This is a genomic window from uncultured Haliea sp. (assembly GCF_963973825.1).
Classification (GTDB): Bacteria; Pseudomonadota; Gammaproteobacteria; order Pseudomonadales; family Halieaceae; genus Haliea.
In genome coordinates, this window is sequence record NZ_CAXBAE010000001.1 from 107,749 (window position 1) to 121,683 (window position 13,935).

14 protein-coding genes are annotated in these 13,935 nt (G+C 63.1%); 2 read left to right on the forward strand and 12 right to left on the reverse strand.

The window, feature by feature from the left end; translation table 11 throughout:
- Positions 1 to 6: 6 nt before the first annotated feature.
- Positions 7 to 816: a hypothetical protein gene (locus AACZ17_RS00485; protein WP_290743836.1), complete on the forward strand. Its 810-nt coding sequence runs from the start codon at positions 7 to 9 to the stop codon at positions 814 to 816.
- Here AACZ17_RS00485 and AACZ17_RS00490 read toward each other — a convergent pair.
- The 12 genes from AACZ17_RS00490 to AACZ17_RS00545 all read right to left on the reverse strand — a co-directional run bounded on the left by AACZ17_RS00490 (position 780) and on the right by AACZ17_RS00545 (position 12,680).
- Positions 780 to 1,472 (reverse strand): hypothetical protein, encoded by a 693-nt coding sequence (locus AACZ17_RS00490; RefSeq protein WP_290743842.1) that lies wholly within the window; start codon positions 1,470 to 1,472, stop codon positions 780 to 782. The genes AACZ17_RS00485 and AACZ17_RS00490 overlap by 37 nt on opposite strands.
- 13 nt (positions 1,473 to 1,485) lie before the next feature.
- Positions 1,486 to 2,268, reverse strand: coding sequence for an FTR1 family protein (locus AACZ17_RS00495; protein ID WP_290743849.1), 783 nt, complete (start codon positions 2,266 to 2,268; stop codon positions 1,486 to 1,488).
- Between the two features lie 9 nt (positions 2,269 to 2,277).
- Positions 2,278 to 2,580: a cupredoxin domain-containing protein gene (locus AACZ17_RS00500; protein ID WP_290744834.1), complete on the reverse strand. Its 303-nt coding sequence runs from the start codon at positions 2,578 to 2,580 to the stop codon at positions 2,278 to 2,280.
- Positions 2,581 to 2,606: 26 nt separating this feature from the next.
- Positions 2,607 to 3,923, reverse strand: coding sequence for an ATP-binding protein (locus AACZ17_RS00505; RefSeq protein ID WP_290743852.1), 1,317 nt, complete (start codon positions 3,921 to 3,923; stop codon positions 2,607 to 2,609).
- Positions 3,920 to 4,582: a response regulator transcription factor gene (locus AACZ17_RS00510; RefSeq protein WP_290743854.1), complete on the reverse strand. Its 663-nt coding sequence runs from the start codon at positions 4,580 to 4,582 to the stop codon at positions 3,920 to 3,922. The genes AACZ17_RS00505 and AACZ17_RS00510 overlap by 4 nt, the downstream gene beginning before the upstream one ends.
- 9 nt (positions 4,583 to 4,591) lie before the next feature.
- A complete protein-coding gene (locus AACZ17_RS00515) occupies positions 4,592 to 5,386 on the reverse strand; it encodes an SDR family oxidoreductase (protein ID WP_290743856.1) in 795 nt (264 codons plus the stop codon).
- Positions 5,387 to 5,394: 8 nt separating this feature from the next.
- Positions 5,395 to 6,081 (reverse strand): iron-containing redox enzyme family protein, encoded by a 687-nt coding sequence (locus tag AACZ17_RS00520; protein ID WP_290743858.1) that lies wholly within the window; start codon positions 6,079 to 6,081, stop codon positions 5,395 to 5,397.
- Positions 6,078 to 7,574 carry an AMP-binding protein gene (locus AACZ17_RS00525; RefSeq protein ID WP_290743859.1) on the reverse strand — a complete coding sequence of 499 codons (1,497 nt, stop codon included), beginning with the start codon at positions 7,572 to 7,574 and terminating at the stop codon, positions 6,078 to 6,080. The genes AACZ17_RS00520 and AACZ17_RS00525 overlap by 4 nt, the downstream gene beginning before the upstream one ends.
- On the reverse strand, positions 7,571 to 8,284 hold the full coding sequence (locus AACZ17_RS00530; RefSeq protein WP_290743861.1) for a thermostable hemolysin: 714 nt from the start codon (positions 8,282 to 8,284) through the stop codon (positions 7,571 to 7,573). The genes AACZ17_RS00525 and AACZ17_RS00530 overlap by 4 nt, the downstream gene beginning before the upstream one ends.
- 96 nt (positions 8,285 to 8,380) lie before the next feature.
- Positions 8,381 to 10,531, reverse strand: a complete 2,151-nt coding sequence (ppk1, locus tag AACZ17_RS00535) for a polyphosphate kinase 1 (protein ID WP_290743863.1) — start codon at positions 10,529 to 10,531, stop codon at positions 8,381 to 8,383.
- 95 nt (positions 10,532 to 10,626) lie between these two features.
- Positions 10,627 to 11,856: a spore maturation protein gene (locus tag AACZ17_RS00540; RefSeq protein ID WP_290743865.1), complete on the reverse strand. Its 1,230-nt coding sequence runs from the start codon at positions 11,854 to 11,856 to the stop codon at positions 10,627 to 10,629.
- Positions 11,856 to 12,680, reverse strand: coding sequence for an alpha/beta hydrolase (locus tag AACZ17_RS00545; protein ID WP_290743867.1), 825 nt, complete (start codon positions 12,678 to 12,680; stop codon positions 11,856 to 11,858). Before AACZ17_RS00545 ends, AACZ17_RS00540 begins: the two co-directional genes overlap by 1 nt.
- Positions 12,681 to 12,817: 137 nt before the next feature.
- Here AACZ17_RS00545 and AACZ17_RS00550 point away from each other — a divergent pair, with 137 nt between their 5' ends.
- Positions 12,818 to 13,924, forward strand: a complete 1,107-nt coding sequence (locus AACZ17_RS00550) for an S-(hydroxymethyl)glutathione dehydrogenase/class III alcohol dehydrogenase (RefSeq protein WP_290743872.1) — start codon at positions 12,818 to 12,820, stop codon at positions 13,922 to 13,924.
- The last annotated feature ends 11 nt before the right edge of the window (positions 13,925 to 13,935 follow it).

Consider the following 13,935-nt stretch of genomic DNA (forward strand, 5'->3'; position numbering starts at 1 on the left):
CTCGACATGCACCAGTCCGCGGACGCCGGCGATGCCGCACCACCGAACTCCCTGCGCCGGCTGCCCTGGCTGCTGTGCACTGCCATCATCCTGTTGCAAAGCGCATTCTGGGCGGCGGGGGTGGAGAGTGGCGCCTGGAAGATCCTGCTCGCAGCGCTGGAAATGAGTCTGCTGGGCGGCCTGCTGTGGAATGGCTGGCGCATTCGCCGCTGGGTCTACCAGACCAGCACGGCAGGGCGCCCTGCGGTCGCAGACCTCACCGTCGCGGGGCTCGCTGTGTGTCTGCTCGGCGACGCCGTGAACCGCAATGTCCCGGCGCGCTTCTACAGCTACGACAACGTCGTCCAGCACAGCTATCTGGCGGATTCAGTCTGGTTCTTCTTCCCGGGCTACGCGCTGCTGCTGGCCGCCGTCTGGCTGGCAACCCGGGATCGGGTGTCTCCACGGTGGCGTGCAGTGCCGCTGCTGCTCGCCGCCGCTGGCGGTCTTTTCGCCTTCTTCCAGGTACTCCTGCCAGGCACTGCCGCCTACATTGCCTGGCTTACGGGTGCCTACTCGATCCTGATCGCGCTCATGCTGCCCTGCGCACTGTGGATAGGGCTGGCCTTTGGCCGCCGCGGTCGCTGGGTCGCTCTGGGTGCCGCCATGGCAACGGTCGCCGATGGCATGATCGGCCAGTTCTGGTTGTATGGCAGCGGTCATTATCCCGCCATCGCCTATGCCAACTTCATGGTGTACTTCGTTTCGCAGGCCCTGCTGCAGCAGTTGCCCCTGCTCGCTCAGAACTCGTACTCCAGCACCGCGCGCAGCGTGTAGTCTGCGGTGGTTGCATCCAGGCCCCAGACAACGCCTGCCTCCCAGCGCAGCGCCTGGCGGCTGCCCAGGCGCGCCATGCCCAGCAGCATGGGGCCCAGTGCCCGGGTGTCTTCGCCCAGATAAAGCTCCAGCGCTGGCTCCAGCAGCGGGGAATGACGGTAGCGCGCCTGCAGCGCGGCGGCGGTTTCGAACTCGTCTTCAATGTCATCGCCCCACTCGTAGATGACCCCGAGGTTGGCTGTCGCACTAAAGCGGCCCAGTTCCCGCTCCAGTAGCAAGGTGGTGGAGTACTCCCAGATTTCTTCGTGGCGATACTTTTCCAACTCGAACAGCAGCCCATAATCGAGCAGATACTCCCCCTGCTCTGACAGTTGCCACAATGCCTCCAACTCCCAGGCGTCGATGGTGAATCCGCTGTCGCTGCCTTCCCGGCCGACCAGATACGCTTCGGCAAACACAAACTCCGACACGGCTCGGCCCAGACCGACACGGTGTGTAGCCTGGCGCTGTGCCGCGCTGCCGGGGGGATTGTGTTCCTGCACGGCGCGCCACTCCAGCTCCCATTCCAGCTGTTCCACATAGGGGTGATAGACCTTGTCGACAACACTGCCGTCAGCCAGGGTGACCGCCGGAAACACCGTCAAAACCGCCAGCATCAACCCCCTGCAGCTATTCCCCGACCGCATGTCCTGCCCTCCCTTTACTGCCCCACCAGAGCGCAACACCAGCCAGCGCCAGACTGCCCAGATACAGGCCCACCTGCAGCGCCCCGGGCGTGGCTTCGTAGCCCAGTACGGCGTACAGCAGTTCACCCAAAAACGATTGTTCGCTGAGCAGCCCCGAGCTGTCCCAGAGCGGGGCCTGGTCCGGTAACCAGTCCACCTGTTCCAGCAACAGGGTGGCCTGCATCAGCATGCCGGCGCCAATCAGGGCCAGGGCGGCACAGCAGCCCCCCAGTGCCCAGCGCTGCGGCAAGGCTCGCAGGGCGCCGTAGACCAACACTCCGGCACTGATGCCTATGCCCATACCCAGGGCACTGCCTGCCCAGACGGCAGCCGCGTGTTCACCGAGTGCGGCAAAGGCACGCACGTAGATCTGTATCTCTGCGCACTCGCGCACAATGGCCAGGCTGATGGCAAATGCCATCAGTATCATCAGCAGGCGCGGTCGCCTGTGTGCACGCCAACTGCACGCGAGAATGGGCACCAGCAGCAGGTACACGCCCGCTTGCAGACTGGCATTCACCACCTCCTGACCTGCGCCCTCCAGCGCATCGGTAATCCTCGCGAGAAACGAGGCGTAAAGCGTCACACCCGCCGCTGCCAACGGCACGGCGAGCCACAACCAGCGGTTTCCAAGGCGGATACTGCGTGCGAGGGCCAGCAGGGCACTGACCAGCACCGCCGCCTCCAGCACCTCGCGCAAGACGATAACCACGGAGTTAAGAAACACGACAGGCCCTCATTCCACCACCACCCTGCCCTGCGCCGTACGTGGATTGAATTCACCAAAAAAGGGGTAGACGCCGGGTGCCAATGGCCCGATGAAGATATTGGCCTTGCTGCCTCCGAGAATGACCTTCTCGCGATTCAATTCGTAACTCTCGAACTCCTCCGGCGTGACATCATGGTTGATGACCACCAGTTTCACCTTGGTATTGGCGGGAATAACGATTTCCTCGGGTATGAACAGGTGATCGCGAATTTCCAGCTCAAAAACCGGTGTACGCGCCTGCACCATAGCCGCCGCGAGGCCACACAGCACAGCGCAGGCCCATTGCTGCGCACGCTTCACGATGCGCCCCTCTCGACTGGAAACTGCACCGTGACGGCCAGCCCACTGCCCAGAGGGCTGTCGGCCAGCTGCACCTTTGCACTGTGCAGTTGGACGATATGCTGGGTGATCGCCAGACCCAGGCCGGCCCCGGCGATACTCTCACTGGCACTGGTGCCGACCCGGTAAAACCGCTCAAAAACGCGCTCCCGCTCAGCGCAGGGGATTCCCGGCCCGCTGTCGGCTACCTCCAGCAAAGGCACACCGGCACGGCTGCCGGCAAACACCGCAATTTCGCCGCCCTCAGGCGTATACTTGCGCGCATTGTCGAGCAGGTTGCGCAGCAGAATCGCCAGCATGGTCTCGTCACCCTGCATCACGGCGGACTCGCCCTGCAGCGACAGCGACTGGTGACGCGATTCGAACGCGGGCCACATTTCGGCGGTGACCCGCTGTGCGAGGGTATGCAAATCAACGGTCTGGAAGTTGGCCTTGATCAACTCCGGCTGCGTGCGCGCCAGGTCCAGCAGCTGTTCGACCAGGTGGTGCATACGCTCGATGCCCTCGGTGGCATGTTGCAGCGCACTGCTGCCCGCCGGAACTTCATTTTCCAGATTGTGCAGGTGAATTTTCAGGGCGCTGATCGGCGTCCGCAACTCGTGGGCGGCATGTGAGGCGAAGTGCTTTTCCCGCTGCAGCGCAGCAGCCAGACGCAGCAGAAGGCCGTTGGTCGAGGTAATCACCTGCTGCAGCTCGGTGGGCGGATCCGTATCAGGAAGCGGGGTGAGGTCGTCCGTGGCCTTGCGATTGATCTGCTCGCTGAGCTCCCGCAGCGGCGCCAACCCCCAGCCTACCAGCACCCAGATCAGCAATGCCGCTACCGGTAACCAGAGCAGGAGGGGAATCACGGATTCCAGCACAACGCTCTCGGCCAGCGTGTGGCGAACATCCGCCCGCTCTGCCACCATCCCCCAACGCTGGTCCCCCATGGCAACCGTCAATGTGCGCCAGCGATATCCACCGAAATTGGCGTACCGGTAACCTGCAGCAAACGCCGCAATCGGCGCGTCCGGCGCCGCAGCAGAGCGCAGCACCGGGCGCTCATCCTCCCATATCTGGAAGACAAAGCCTTCGACGCCGCTGCCCGGTGATTGAGACGGTATATCGCCACTCCCGAGGCCGATGAGAATCTCCGCAGAATACTGAAGCTGTGCATCCAGCAGTGCCTCCGCCTTGTCCATGCTGGCCCGGTAACCGTTCAGTGCGGCCACAAAAGACACCAGCGTAAACGCTGCGATCAGCATGGTAACCAGAGAACGGCGTATCGATTTCATTGCCGCGGCACGGTGTAGCCGATACCCCGCACGGTCTTGATAAAGTCGTCCGGAAGTTTCTTGCGCAGGTGGTGAATATGTACTTCCAGCGCGTTGCTGCTCACTTCCTCGCCCCAGCTGTAGAGACGTCCCTCCAGAGACTCGCGTGTCAGGACCTTGCCGACGCTCTCCATCAACGCTTTCAGTAGCATGTATTCGCGCCGCGGGAGATCGAGGGGCTGGTCTCCGACGACGACCGTATGCGCTGCAGTATCCAGGGCGACATGACCCACCGTGAGACAGCTGCTTGCTGCTGTGTTCGACAGGCGCCGTTCTATGACCCGCAGGCGGGCGGCCAGCTCCTTCACATCGAAGGGTTTCGCCATGTAGTCGTCGGCACCGTGATCCAAGCCGCGCACTTTATCGTCAGCCCCGTCCCGAGCGGTCAACAACAGGACCGGCAGGCTGCGGTGCGTCTCGCGCACCGCTCGCAGCACCTGCAGCCCATCCATGTCCGGCAGCCCCAGATCCAGTACCACCATATCCGGCGCCTCCGCCCGCACGGCGGCCAGTGCCTGCCCGCCCGAGGCCACATGGTTCACGGCAAACCCCTCCCGGCTCAGCGCGGCCTGAAGGCCGGCGGCGAGGGATCTGTCATCTTCAACCAGGAGAATACGCATCTGGGCAGTTTACTCGCCGGCACCTCGGGCAGCCAGCGCGTGACGGCGAATAACCGGCAACTGCTTGACCAGTGACTTTTCCACCAGCGACGGAAAGAGGCCGTTCAGCTTGATGAAGAAGCGCTCGGGCCAGCCCACAAATCGAACGCCCCGCGCCGAGTGCAACAGCGCCAGCAACTCAGCCGCCACACGATCGGGATCATCCACGGCTGTACCCAGTTCGGCGTTCATCGCCGCTGTGGGCCCTGCATTCATATCCGTCGCTGTCGCTCTGGGCGCAAGGTAGTGCAGGCTCACGCCGCTGCCGGCGAGCTCGCGGCGCAGCGCCTCGGTGAATCCACGCAAGCCGAATTTGCTCGCGCTGTAGGCCGCGTAACCCGGAAAGCCGATGCTGCCAAATGCGGAACCCACGTTGACCACCCAGCCCCGCCGCGCCTGTAGAACCGGCAACAAGCCCTGCAAGAGCAGCATGGGCACCAAGAGGTTCAGTTCCAGCGTCTGGCGCCATTGCGATTCCTCCTGCTCGGCAAACAGGCCGAAATGATTGACACCGGCGTTGTTGATCAATCCATCGACATCCTGAGCGGCGGCGATGACCGCCGCCCGCCCCGCGGGAGTACCAAGGTCGGCCACCAGCACGCGGTGGCCATCACCCGGTAGCGATGTGCGCAATGCGTTTAGCACACCGCCATTGCGCGACACGAGCAGCAGCGATGCGCCGGCCTCCGCCAGCGCACGCGCGCAGGCCTGGCCGATGCCCCCTGCGGCGCCGGTGAGCAGAACGCGTTGACCTGAAATATGCATGCCGCCACCTACGCTGCGAGGCGCTGCGCCTGATCGGCGCTGACGCTGCGGAACACATCCGCATACAGGTGATAAAAGATACGCGCGCAATGCAGTATCTGCCGCTGATCTTCCGGCTGGTCGATACGGTTCATCAGGTTTTCAAAAAACTGTACGTGCTCGATGTCCAGGGCTCCGTGGGAACGCAGATAGCTGAAGGCCTTGCGCGGCAGGCCGGTGGATACCGCGATCGCGTCCGCAGCGCTGTCGGCGACACGAATGGAGGTCCCTTCCAGCACGTGAACCATGCCAAAAAAGCCCACCGGATTTACCCGATCGATAACGTGATAGGCGTAGGCAACCATCAACTCGGTCGCGCGATTGGGTACGCTCAGGCGGGCCCTGTCGCGGTCATAGCCGCAGGCTTCGATATCGTTGAGGATCCATTCCTGATGACCGAGTTCCTCCTCGATGTATTCAGCCAGCGCCGTGCGCAGCCACTCCTTGTCTCCAGGCATACGCGCCCCCGCCGCCATCAGCAGGGGTACGGTATGCCGGACGTGGTGATAGGCCTGTACCAGAAACGCAACGTAGCGCTCCGTCGTCAGCTTCCCGGCCAGTGCATCACGCACCAGGTCCGTGGCCACCAGGGCCTCACGCTCTGCGAGGGTGGCATTCTGCAGCGTCTGGAAGAAACCATTGCCTGAATCGTTCATGTTGCCAGCAACTCCTTTTCGGGTAGATAACAGGTGTCGAGCGACGCAGCGAAGTGCGCCGCAATCCGGTCCCGGCGCGGTCGCCCGTTTTCGGTAAGCAGTCCATTCTCGGCGGACAGCGGCGATGGCAGGCGAATCCAGCGTTGTGCACGGGCGTAGTCCGGCAGGCCCGCGTTGGCGGCGGCGATGCTGGCGGCAATCTCTGTATCGCTGCAATCAGCCCGCGTCGGGTAGACCAGGGCAACGCAGAAGGGTCGGTCATCACCCAGCACCACGACCTGGCGCAGGCAGCCGTCTGCCAGCAATTCGCTTTCCACCCATTCCGGAGAGATGTTGCGGCCAAAACTGCTGATAAGCAGATGCTTGCGACGACCGGATACGGCCAGGAAGCCGTCCGCATCAATATGGCCCAGATCGCCGGTTGCAACGGGGCCGGACTGCCAGCTCCGGGGGTCATCAAGGTAGCCAAGGAAACGGTTGCCATCGACCACAAGCTCCCCCGCGCTGACGCTGACCCGGACGTGCGGCAGTACCCGCCCACTGGTGCCCGGGCGATCCGCATCCGGGGTATTCAGGCTGACCACAGACGCACATTCCGACAGGCCGTAGCCTTCATACACGGGCAACCCTGCCTGTCTGACCCGGCGTAGCAGGTCTGGCGCAACGCGTGCGCCGCCGACGGCCACAAATGCGAGCGCCGGTGGCGCCTGCCAGCCGCCCCCCAGGGCCTGATCAAAGAGCGTCAGCAATTGCGGGATGACGATCAGGGTCTGTGGGTTGATGCGCGCGAGGCCGCCCAGCAGGCGTTTTGCATCGACGCCGGAGCTGCCAGCGAGACCCAGTTCAGCCGGCGGCGGCAAGACGATACTACCGCCCGCCAGCAGTGGCATATACACACCGGCGATATTTTCCAGCAACGTGCTTAAGGGCAACAGCGAGAGATGACGAGGTGCCGTCAATCCCACGCCTGCTGCCAGCGACTGCGCTACCCGCAGGCACTGCTGAGTAGAAAGACAGACCCCCTTGGGGTTGCCGGTGGAGCCTGAGGTGAACGTGATTTTGGCCGTCCCGGGCGGTATAGCACCGCCTGCGCCCACGTCAAGCCGGAGCACGCTGAGGCCAAAGGGCAGATCCTCCCACTCACCCGCACCGGGCAGCGTTGCCACCGATGGATACAGCGCGGGGCTGGCAATCACCGCCTGCGCTCCGGATGCCTGCAACACGTGGGCGCGCTGGCCAGCGCTGAAAAACGTCGGCAGTGGCACCAGACAGACACCGGCCGCCTGTGCCGCGAGGTCGACACGCACCCAGTTCACCGAGTTTTCCGCAAGCAGCGCAATGCGTTGCAGGCCGGATGCGCGCAGACAGGCCGCCAGCCGGGCAACATCACTCACCAGGTCTGCCGCAGTGACCGTCAGTTGACCATCCTCCAGCACCACCGACTGCGGATCCTGTACCGCGCGGCGTGCCAGAACCTGCTCCAGCGCACTCACCCGGCGTGCTCGCGAAGGGTGGCCGCGAGGGCAGAGATGGTTGCAGCATAACGCTGCAGTTCGGCCGCCATCGTCGGCCGCGACCACGCCTGCTGGTGGGTCAGGCGCATGTCGCCGATCATCACCTGCGGATCGCCTTCGTAGTACCGCCCCCAGTCGCGCGCCGCGGCGCCCAGGCGCTCCGGGCGCGCGGCGCCAACGGCCTGTGGCGTAAAGCCACTGCGGCAGATGGAAAGCCGCACCGCGCGGTTCGCGGCGAAGATGAGATAGCGGATACCCGCCTCATATATCGCTGCAGTGACCAGCAGATACAGCAGTGCACCCTGCCCCGGCTCAGAGGCCGCGAGGTTACCCAGCTCCAGGACATCGCCACGGCTGCAGCGGCCTCCGTGCAGGGCATCAACCGCAGACGTGGCCGGGACATCAAGATACTGTTCACAGAAAAGTGGACCCCGGTTGGCGCTGCGCAGGCCCAGTGCGGCCTGCAGCGTTCCGTCGCGCTCAAGGCTACAGAGCAGCGGCAGAAACGAGAGCACGCGCGCGCCCCAGGCAGCCTGAAAGACGCTGCCGATATAGCGCTCCACGCGCTCGCGGCGCGGGTGCATCTCCTCGCAGGCGCAGAGGGCAAACGGGGCATCCGCCACACCTGCAGCGGCCTGAAAGACGCTGAGGGTGCCACCGTTCGGGATGCTGTGCAGGAAAGCGGTCACTGTCGTACCTCACAATGGACTCATTGGGAGACAGTGTGAGGTACGAAACTTAGAGAAAACTTAACAGAGCGAAGATTGTTTGCAGCGTCGGCGCAGCTAGTGCCGCTTGCGCCGGCGCTGCGGTTTACTGACCGCCGCAGGGGTCTTCGGATAGCGGGGCAATTTACCGCTGGAAAGGTAGCGGTGAATCGATTCCTGGGAGCGGATCATCGCCGCCTTGGCGCGCCGGGGTACGTATTCGTTCACCTGATGTTGGTCGATGATGCGGGCCTTGACGTTATCGTGCCACTGCTGATCGAGGATATCCTGCAAAACCCGCTGTGCGGCCCGGTCGCGGATCGGGCACAGCACCTCAACCCGGTAGTCGAGATTGCGCGTCATCAGGTCAGCGGAACCCAGCAGGTAACGCGGATTGCCCCGGTTGTAAAACACGTAAGCCCGGGGGTGCTCAAGAAAACGGTCGACGATGCTGATGGCTTCGATATTTTCCGAGATCCCCCGCACGCCGGGCAGCAGCGAGCACATGCCGCGAATGATCAGCCTGATCTTGACACCCGCATCGGAGGCCTCGTAGAGCTTCATCACCAGCTGGTTGTCCACCAGATTGTTGCACTTCAGGGTCATCTCCGCCCGGTAACCGGCACGGGCGTTGGCGATCTCCTGCTCTACCAGGTGCATCAGGCCCGGTCGCGTGCTGTGCGGAGACACCAGCAGTGTTCTGTAGCGCGGCCGCTTGTAGGTGAACTGCAGGAAATCAAACACATCGTAGATATCGCGACCAATATTCTGATCGTAGGTCAGCAATGTGAAATCGGTATACAGGCGCGCGGTCTTTTCGTTGAAGTTGCCGGTGCCAATATGGCTGTAATAGCGGATCTGGCCCTCTTCGCGGCGTTCAATGAGCAACAGTTTACTGTGCACCTTGAGGCCGGGAATGCCAAAGATCACGTCGATACCGTTTTCGGTAAGACGCTGGGCCCAGCTGATGTTGGCCGCTTCATCAAACCGCGCCGCAAGCTCCACCACCGCGAGCACGCGCTTGCCGTTCTGCACCGCATTGACCAGCGCATCAATAACGCGCGACACCTTGGCAACCCGGTAAAGGCAGATTTTGATTGTCGACACATTGGGATCGAGTGCCGCAGTTTTGAGCAGGTCGATAATGTAATCGAAGGGATGGTAGGGGTAGTACAGGAACACGTCCTGCTCGCGAATGTTGTCAAACAGGCTGCCGGGCTCATCCAGGCGCGGCAGGCGAATCGGCGGCAGGGGCCTGAACTCCAGGTACTTTGGGCCCACGTTCGGGAAGGACATGAAGTCCTTGGAATTGTGGTAGCGGCCGCCCGGGATCAGGCTGTCGTACTTGCCAAAGCCGAAACGGGAACAGAGATAGTCCAGTAGCCGCTGCGGCATGGCCGCGTCGTAGACAAAGCGCACCGCTTCCGCCTTGCGTCGCTGCTTCAGGCTGCTCTCCATTTTGTCGATGAGGCTTTCCGTAATACCCGGGTCGATCTCCAGCTCCGCGTCGCGCGAGAACTTGAAGCAGTAGGCCGCCGCTTCGTCAATGTGGAACACACCACGAAACATCTGCGGCAGGCAGAAACGAATCACATTATCGAGGGCGATAAACACCTTGCCGGCCCGTCCCTTGCGCTTGGGTATCTGCACGAAACGGTCGAGCCGGTCCGTGGGGACCTCCACGACCGCGTAGTTGTAGTCCTCACCCGAGCGGATATCCAGCGCGAGGTAGATGGACTCGTCATTCAGGGCGGGGATAGCCTGGCCATCACGCAGCAGAATCGGCTCCAGTTCGGGTAATACCGTGCGGGTGAAATAGGCCTGCACAAACGCGGCCTGGCCCGGGTCGAGCTGGCGTTCGTTGACCATGTAGATCTGCCGCGCACGCAGGTCACGCAGCACGGCGTTGTAGGTTTTCTCAAACTGCTTTTGCAGCTCCACGACGCGCTTGAGGATGGCCGCCAGCAGATCCTTGGCACGCTGCTTCGAGGTGGCGTCTGAAACCGTGATCAGGCGTCGCACCTCTGCCACCCGAACGCGAAAGAATTCGTCCATATTGTTGGAGAAAATACCGAGGTAACGCAGCCGCTCGATCACCGGCACGGTCTCGTCCGCGGCTTCCTGCAGCACCCGCGCGTTGAAGGACAACCAGCTGATTTCCCGGGGGATGAACAGGCTCTCGTCGAGATCCGCCAACCGCCTCTGCAGGGAATTGTGGGAGTCCGTCATGTTTGAGCCTCAGTAAAAACGACCAGTCTAGCGCGCCCGCAGACGCAGTAAAGACACTTGCTGCCGAAGCTTGATGAAACTTTTGTGACGGGCACTCAGGTGTAGAACCAGTAGGCGACCACGATAGCGGCCACAATACCGGCCGCATCCGCCGCAAGACCACAGCCGAGGGCGTGGCGAGCGCGGCGGATGCCCACCGCACCAAAGTACACCGCCAGCGTGTAGAACGTCGTCTCCGTGGAACCCTGCATCGTTGCCGCCAGGCGCCCCTGGAATGAATCGACACCAAAGGTGTTCATGGTGTCGATCATCATGGCCCGCGCGCCGGAACCCGACAGCGGTTTCATCAGGGCGGTCGGCATGGCGTCCACCCACAGGGTGTCAAAGCCGAGAAACTGCACACCGCCGCGCAGCAGGCCCAACACCAGGTCCAGCGCCCCGCTGGCGCGGAATACACCGATCGCCACCAGCATCGCCAGCAAATAGGGAATGATGCCGATGGCCGTCTCAAACCCCTGTTTGGCGCCTTCGATAAAGGTGTCGTAGACATTCACCGCGCGCCGGTGCGCAACGACCAGAAACAGCATGATCAGGCTCACGATCAGCAGATTACTGATCAGGCTGGACTGCCGCTGCAGGGCATCGGCACCGAGCGTGGAGAACCAGCCCACCAGCGCCAGCAACAGGGCAAAGGCACCGCCGAGGAAGCCCAGTACAACCGTGTCGCGCAGGCGGATACGCTGCACCCAGGCAGTCACCAGCAGGCCTGCCAGGGTCGAACAGCTGGTCGCGATGAGAATGGGAATGAACACGGCTGCCGGGTCCTCCGCACCCATCTGGGCGCGGTACAGCAATATCGTCACCGGAAACAGCGTCACCGACGAAGTGTTCAGCACCAGAAACAGGATCTGCGCATTGGTGGCAACCTCCGGGCGCGGGTTCAGGGTCTGCAGATCCTTCATTGCCTTGATACCGAGGGGCGTGGCGGCGTTGTCCAGCCCGAGAATATTGGCCGACAGGTTGAGGGTCATGGAGGAGATCGCCGGGTGCCCACGCGGGACGTCGGGCATCAGCCGGGTAAATAACGGCGACAGCAGTCGCGCCAGCCGATCAACAAGGCCCGACGCTTCACCGACGGCGACCACGCCCAGCCAGAAGGCCATCAGCCCGATGAGTCCAATAGCCAGCTCCACGGCCAGCGCTGCCATGTCGAACAGGCTGCTGACCATCCGCTGAAAGACCGCCGCATCGCCGGCCAGCAGCCATTGCACCAGCGCGGCAACAAATGCCAGCAGGAAGAACCCGAGCCAGATACGGTGCAGCATCAGGCCGGCTGCCGCGCAAGAAAATCCAGCACGCGCCGGGCCGTGGCATCCGGGTGTTCCAGCGGAAACAGGTGCCCACCGGGCAGGGTATCCAGTTCCGCAGCCGGCTGCAGTGCCGCCCAGCGTCGCAGCCCGGCGGCGGAAAGGATGTCCGAGTGCTCGCCGCGCAGACCCAGGGTGGGCAGGCGCAGTTTCCACAGGCGCGGCCACACCAGCGGCAGCGAGGAATACACAGCGGCCTCCCAGGCACCGGAGTAGGCCAGTTCCCAATCGCCGTCCGCCGTGGCGCGCACACCGGCACGGATGTAATCCCAGAGAACGTCATCCGAAATTCCGCTGTAGGCACGCTTATCGCGATGGAACGCGTAGGCCTGCTGCACACTGGAAAACCGGCCCGGTCGCCGCAGAGCGCGGCGCACCATCGGAATCCTGGCCAGACGGCTGCGCGGCGTAAGGTTGAGGCCCAACGCCAGGCGCATCGGCATGAACACCGGGTCGAGCAACACCAGGCCACGGAACAGTTCCGGGCGCTTGCAGGCTGCCAGCATGGCCACAACCCCGCCCAGCGAGTGCCCCATTATCCAGACCGGCTCGCCGTCACTGTGTTCCAGCGTGGCAATCAGGTCATCGGCAAACTGGCGCCAGTTGGCGCGCGCCGGCGCCGGTTCCCGCGACCACAGCGGCCGATGGCGATAGCCGCTGACGCTGAAGTGTTCGGCGAGCGGTGCCAGCAGGCGCCTGTAACTGCCGGGGGGATAGCCGTTGGCATGGGCGAAGACCAGCTTCGACCCCGCCCCACCAAAGGATTCCAACCTCTCCTGCATGTCGTTCAGCGTCCCCCGGACTGTCGCTTCAGGCCACCTGCCCCGTGCTGGCGCCAGCCTAATGTAAAACCGCACGCTTGTCCCGCCCGACACCGCGACTTACCATGCCAGACTGTTGCCTTGACCGGGAGTTACCAATGAAAACACGAGCCGCCGTTGCCTTTGCTGCCGGCCAGCCGCTGGAAGTGGTCGAAGTCGACCTCGAGGGCCCCCAGCCGGGCGAAGTCCTGGTGGAAATGATGGCTACAGGCATATGCCACACCGATGCATTCACGCTTTCGGGGGACGACCCCGAGGGCGCGTTCCCTGCGATTCTCGGGCACGAGGGTGCCGGCATCGTGCGCGAAGTCGGCGCCGGCGTGAAATCGGTGAAACCCGGCGATCACGTCATTCCGCTGTACACCCCGGAGTGTCGGGAGTGCAATTTCTGCCTGCACCCGAAAACCAACCTGTGCCAGGCCATTCGGGAAACACAGGGGCGCGGTGTCATGCCCGATGGGCGCAGCCGCTTTTCCCTGGACGGCAAACCCCTGCTGCACTACATGGGCTGCTCGACCTTCTCGAATTTCAGCGTCATGCCCGAGATCGCGGTAGCCAAGGTGCGCGAAGATGCGCCCTTCGACAAGATCTGCTACATCGGCTGCGGGGTAACCACTGGCGTGGGCGCAGTGGTCTACCGGGCAAAAGTTGAACCGGGCAGCAATGTGGTGGTGTTTGGCCTCGGCGGCATTGGCCTGAACGTGCTGCAGGGCGCGCGTATGGTAGGCGCCAATCGCATCATCGGCGTGGACCTGAACCCCGAGCGGGAAGCGCTGGGACGCAAGTTTGGCATGACCGACTTTATCAACCCCACACAGGTTGCCAATGTGGTGGAGGCGATTCTCGAGCTCACCGGTGGCGGGGCCGACTACAGCTTTGAATGTATCGGTAATGTCGACGTCATGCGGCAGGCCCTTGAATGCTGCCACAAGGGCTGGGGGGAGTCGTACATCATCGGCGTCGCCGGCGCCGGCAAGGAGATCGCCACGCGGCCATTCCAGCTGGTGACCGGCCGCTCCTGGCACGGCGTGGCCTTCGGCGGCGCGCGCGGCCGGACCGATGTGCCACAGATTGTCGACTGGTACATGGACGGCAAGATCAATATCGACGATCTGATCACCCATACCATGCCCCTGGATGACATCAACCGCGGCTTTGACCTCATGCATGGCGGACACAGTATCCGCTCGGTTGTCGTGTACTGAGGGCCGGGTAT

Coding starts and splice junctions, on each gene's coding strand:
- AACZ17_RS00505 (WP_290743852.1), bottom strand. CDS start 3,923: ATGAAATCGATACGCCGTTCTCTGGTTACCATGCTGATCGCAGCGTTT.
- AACZ17_RS00485 (WP_290743836.1), top strand. CDS start 7: ATGCACCAGTCCGCGGACGCCGGCGATGCCGCACCACCGAACTCCCTG.
- AACZ17_RS00490 (WP_290743842.1), bottom strand. CDS start 1,472: ATGCTGGCGGTTTTGACGGTGTTTCCGGCGGTCACCCTGGCTGACGGC.
- AACZ17_RS00515 (WP_290743856.1), bottom strand. CDS start 5,386: ATGCATATTTCAGGTCAACGCGTTCTGCTCACCGGCGCCGCAGGGGGC.
- AACZ17_RS00510 (WP_290743854.1), bottom strand. CDS start 4,582: ATGCGTATTCTCCTGGTTGAAGATGACAGATCCCTCGCCGCCGGCCTT.
- AACZ17_RS00540 (WP_290743865.1), bottom strand. CDS start 11,856: ATGCTGCACCGTATCTGGCTCGGGTTCTTCCTGCTGGCATTTGTTGCC.
- AACZ17_RS00520 (WP_290743858.1), bottom strand. CDS start 6,081: ATGAACGATTCAGGCAATGGTTTCTTCCAGACGCTGCAGAATGCCACC.
- AACZ17_RS00550 (WP_290743872.1), top strand. CDS start 12,818: ATGAAAACACGAGCCGCCGTTGCCTTTGCTGCCGGCCAGCCGCTGGAA.
- ppk1 (WP_290743863.1), bottom strand. CDS start 10,531: ATGACGGACTCCCACAATTCCCTGCAGAGGCGGTTGGCGGATCTCGAC.
- AACZ17_RS00545 (WP_290743867.1), bottom strand. CDS start 12,680: ATGCAGGAGAGGTTGGAATCCTTTGGTGGGGCGGGGTCGAAGCTGGTC.